Here is a 1587-nt window from a genome sequence, read left to right as displayed (position 1 = left end):
TAAAACCAACTCACCAATTTGCATACTTAAATCGTAATGTTCTTTTTCGTAACCAAAACTGCCGGCCATACCGCAGCAACCGCTGGGTATAGTTTCAACCGAATAATTTTTTGGTATAGATAAAATGGCAGCGGTATCACTTAATGCACTCAATGCTTTTTGCTGGCAATGCCCATGCAACTTAATTTTTTTTGTGGCTGTAGAAAATAATGATGCATCAATTTTACCTGAAGCAAATTCACGGGCAATAAATTCATCAATGTAAAAAACATTTTTACTTAATGCTTTTGCTTTAGTAAGATTTTCATCTGTTGCCAGATCAATATACTCATCTCTAAAAGTTAAAATAGCGGAAGGTTCAATACCGATCATTGGTGTTTGATCAGAAATTACTGGATGAAGCAATTCAATATTTTTATTAATAATTTCTTTTGCTTTTCGCACTAAACCTTTGCTTAACCAGGTGCGGCTGCTTTCTAAATGTGTAGGAATAATTACTTCGTAACCCAATTTCTCTAAAAGTAAAATTGCTTTAATGCCAATTTCGGTATCGTTGTTATTGGTGAATTCATCGCAAAAAAGAAAAACACTGCCCCCATCCCCTGAAGGGGAGTTATTTGAACTTTTTGCTTTTTTCGTGCCGTGATTAATAAACCATGAAAGTAAAGTGGTTTTATACATTGTAGGCATGCTGCGTTTTGGAGCAAAGCCCGATAATTTTTTTATGGCACCACCAATTAATTTATTACTAACTGCAAAATTATATAAGCCAGGAATTAATGCACCAAATTTTGCAGATGCGGTAAAATTGGCAATCAATTTACTTCTGAAAGGAACACCATTAGCATCGTAATAATGCTGTAAAAATTCTGCTTTTAATTTTGCCACATCCACATTGCTGGGGCATTCGCTTTTACAACCTTTACAACTCAAACACAAATCCATTACATCATAAATTTCTTTATGATCAAAACGATTAAGCTTATCGCTATTGGTTAAAAATTCCCGTAAAATATTTGCTCTTGCCCTTGTGGTATCCTTTTCATTTTTTGTAGCCATAAAAGATGGGCACATCGTGCCACCACTCAATGCGGTCTTTCGGCAATCGCCACTGCCATTGCATTGCTCTGCATGCTGCAAAACATTTTGATTATTAAAACGGAAATGTGTTTTAAACTCAGGAGTTTGCTGCCCGGGAATATACCGCAGCATCGTATTCATGCTGGGGGTATCTACAATTTTATTAGGGTTGAAAATATTATTAGGGTCCCAGGCTTTTTTTATTTCTTTTAAAAGAGCATAATTTTTTTCGCCTACCATTTGTTTTATAAATTCGCCACGCAATCTTCCGTCGCCATGTTCGCCGCTTAAAGAGCCATCGTATTTTTTTACCAGCGTAGCAATTTCTTCTGCAATTGTTCTGAATAAATTATCGCCTTCTACAGTTTTTAAATTGATGATGGGCCGTAAATGAATTTCGCCGCTCCCAGCATGGGCATAATGTACCGAATATAAATTGTGCTTCTTTAATATCTCATTAAAATCACGGATGTATGCCGGCAGATCATTTACATCAACTGCAGTGTC

At 36.1% G+C, this 1587-nt stretch carries 1 protein-coding gene; it reads right to left on the bottom strand.

Going from position 1 to position 1587, the window contains the following annotated elements; all coding sequences use genetic code 11:
• Window positions 1-1587 (bottom strand): FAD-binding and (Fe-S)-binding domain-containing protein (locus ACY651_RS17225; protein WP_462254735.1); only part of this gene is annotated, 1587 nt, incomplete at both ends.

This window comes from Ferruginibacter sp., from assembly GCF_031391665.1.
In the GTDB taxonomy this organism is placed as follows: Bacteria; Bacteroidota; Bacteroidia; order Chitinophagales; family Chitinophagaceae; genus Ferruginibacter.
Note: the sequence above shows the minus strand (reverse complement) of the source record. Positions and strands in the feature narration are given on the sequence as shown.